A 2966-nucleotide genomic window follows, 5' to 3' on the forward strand; every position below is an offset into this window, starting at 1 on the left:
GATATTTGCCGAACACGCCCCGTGCGCCTTGCCGCGTGAGGAACAGCGGCTTGCTCGGCGTCTTGAGTCGGGCCGCCAGCAGCAGCGCGGCCCCCAGTCGTGTACTGACTGTCTCGCAATGTCAACATCCCCTGGCGCCGACGCAGGCGGCAGCGCGCGTCAGCCTTCGAGCTTGTAACCGAGCCCGCGCACCGTCACCAGGTGGATCGGGTTGGCCGGGTCAGACTCGATCTTGGAACGCAACCGCTTGACGTGCACATCGAGGGTCTTGGTATCACCGACGTAGTCGGCGCCCCACACCCGGTCGATCAATTGTCCGCGGGTCAACACCCGGCCGCTGTTGCGCATCAGGTACTCGAGTAGGTCGAATTCCTTGAGCGGCAACGTGATTGATTCACCATTGACCGACACGACATGGCGTTCGACATCCATCCGCACCGGGCCGGATTCCAGCACACCGTCGGTGACCTCGGAGTCGTCGTCGCCGCCGCGGCGCAACACCGCCCGGATCCGCGCGATCAGCTCGCGTGCCGAATACGGCTTGGTGACATAGTCATCGGCGCCCAACTCGAGCCCGACGACCTTGTCGATCTCGCTGTCACGCGCGGTCACCATGATCACCGGCACGCTGGAGCGTGACCGCAGTTGCTTGCACACATCGGTGCCTGACATACCCGGCAACATCAGGTCGAGTAACACGATGTCGGCGCCGGACCGGTCGAATTCGGCCAACGCACTCTGACCGTCGGTCACTACGGTGGCCTCGAAGCCCTCCTTGCGCAGCAGAAACGCCAGCGGGTCGGCCAACGACTCTTCGTCCTCCACGATCAGCACACTGGTCATCGGTGTAGTTCTTCCTCTCGTAGGGACTTCATCGGACGCGACTCGCGCTCGGATGACGGGTCGGCGGGTTCGGGTTCGCCGGTGTAGGCCGGAATCGACAACGTGAACGTCGACCCGGTGCCCAGCTGGCTCCACAGCCCGATGCTGCCGCCGTGGTTGGCGGCGACGTGCTTGACGATCGCCAGGCCGAGCCCGGTACCGCCGGTGGCTCGGGAGCGGGCTTTATCGGCGCGAAAGAAACGCTCGAAGACACGCTCCTGGTCTTTGCGGTCGATGCCGATTCCGCGGTCGGTGACGGCGATCTCGATGTTGTCGCCGCGGCGTCGGCGACTGATCGACACCAGCGAACCGCGGGGTGAATACGCGATCGCGTTGGAGACCAGGTTGGCCAGCGCGGTGACCAGCAGGGCCTGTTCGCCGTGCATCCGCAGTCCGCTGGCGTCGTCGGTGCGCACGGTGATGTCGGCGTTGTCGGCGGGCACCTTGTGTCTTGAAATTGCTTCGGAGACAACGGAATCGACGTCAACAGCACCCATGTCGGGCATGGCTTCAGCGCCCTGCAGCCGCGACAGCTCGATCAGCTCGCTGACCATGCTGCCCAGCCGGGTGGCCTCGACGAGCACCTTCTCGCCGAACCGGCGAACCGTCTCCGGGTCATCGGCAGAGGACAGCAACGCCTCGGCGAGCACCGACATCGCACCGACCGGCGTCTTGAGTTCGTGGCTGACGTTGGCCACGAAGTCACGGCGGGTGGCCTCCATGCGTGCGTATTCGGAGTGGTCGTAGACGAAGACCACGGCGAAGCGGCGATCCTCCTCGCTGAGCAGCCGCGCCTGGCCGTGCACCGAGAGACCCGACCGGCCCGGCGCCTGCCGTTTGCCCGGCAGCAGGTCGAATTCGACGTCGGAGCCATCGGCCAACGTCTTGCGGGCCGCATTCCAGGCTTCGCCGTCGAGTTGACGCTCGCGGACCAGACCCAGCTCTTTGGCCCGCCCGTTGTGGTAGACCACGTCGCGGTGCCCGTCGACAACGGCGGCACCCAAAGGCATCAGCGCGACGATGCGTTCCAGCATTTGCGCGACGGTGATTCCGGCCGCTTCGACCGCCACGCGTTGCCGTCGCTCGATCGCCCGCGGCGCCCAGCGGGCGCCGACGGTGACTCCCACGGCCAGGGCCGTAACGAACAACACCCCGGCCAGTGACAGGGCCGAGAACACGGTCACGTGAAAAGCTTACAAATTCGGTGAACGCCAACCCAGCAGCACAAGGCCAAAATCGGTCATGTCACACGCCGCGAGACAGGTGTTCGGTGGCCGTTCACCCGGCGTTTGCCCAGTTGCTGGCAAATGCCACTTACTTGGCGCCCTGGCTGGCCACCGCCGCCGCGCCGGCCGCCGCAGCGTCCGGGTCCAGGTAGCTGCCACCGGCCACCAACGGGCGCATATCGGCGTCCAAGTCGTAGCGCAACGGAATTCCGGTCGGGATGTTCAGACCGGTTACGTCCTCCTCGGACATGCCGTCGAGGTACTTCACCAGGGCGCGCAGCGAGTTGCCGTGCGCCACGATCAGCACTGTTTTGCCGACCCGCAGGTCAGGGATGATCACATCGGTGAAGTAGGGCAGGAAGCGGGCCACCACGTCGGCAAGGCATTCGGTCAGCGGGCCGCCGCCGATGTCGATGTAGCGGGGATCGGCGTCCTGGCTGTACCGGCTGCCCTTCTCGATGGGCGGCGGTGGAGTGTCGTAGCTGCGCCGCCAGGTCATGAACTGCTCGTCGCCGTAGCGCTCCCTGATCTCGGCCTTGTCCAGGCCCTGCAGGGCGCCGTAATGCCGTTCGTTGAGTCGCCAGGTGCGGTGCACCGGGATCCACAGCCGGTCGGCGGTGTCCAGCGCCATATGCGCGGTGGTGATCGCGCGGCGCAGCAGCGACGTGTAGAGCACGTCGGGCAGCAGGTCGTGTTCGGCGAGCAGCGTGCCGCCCCGGACCGCCTCGCGGCGGCCCTTATCGGTCAGGTCGACGTCCACCCAGCCGGTGAATTGATTACTGGCGTTCCATTCGCTCTCGCCGTGGCGGAGCAGGACCAGCGTTGCAGCAGCGGCTCCCATGGCGACAAGTATTTCAC

General features: G+C 65.9%; 3 protein-coding genes. All 3 read right to left on the reverse strand.

Annotated elements, in window-relative coordinates:
• Positions 1–159: 159 nt before the first annotated feature.
• The 3 genes from regX to AC2VOG_RS15970 all read right to left on the reverse strand — a co-directional run bounded on the left by regX (position 160) and on the right by AC2VOG_RS15970 (position 2949).
• A complete protein-coding gene (regX, locus tag AC2VOG_RS15960) occupies positions 160–843 on the reverse strand; it encodes a two-component sensory transduction protein RegX (protein ID WP_486940846.1) in 684 nt (227 codons plus the stop codon).
• Positions 840–2066: a sensor histidine kinase gene (locus tag AC2VOG_RS15965; RefSeq protein ID WP_486940847.1), complete on the reverse strand. Its 1227-nt coding sequence runs from the start codon at positions 2064–2066 to the stop codon at positions 840–842. The genes regX and AC2VOG_RS15965 overlap by 4 nt, the downstream gene beginning before the upstream one ends.
• A gap of 130 nt (positions 2067–2196) precedes the next feature.
• On the reverse strand, positions 2197–2949 hold the full coding sequence (locus tag AC2VOG_RS15970; RefSeq protein ID WP_486940848.1) for a phosphoglyceromutase: 753 nt from the start codon (positions 2947–2949) through the stop codon (positions 2197–2199).
• Positions 2950–2966 lie beyond the last annotated feature (17 nt).

The organism is Mycobacterium sp. TH-M11, assembly GCF_057473725.1.

Excerpts from the sequence above, each read along its gene's own strand:
- AC2VOG_RS15970 (WP_486940848.1), bottom strand. The coding sequence starts at position 2,949 with ATGGGAGCCGCTGCTGCAACGCTGGTCCTGCTCCGCCACGGCGAGAGC.
- regX (WP_486940846.1), bottom strand. The coding sequence starts at position 843 with ATGACCAGTGTGCTGATCGTGGAGGACGAAGAGTCGTTGGCCGACCCG.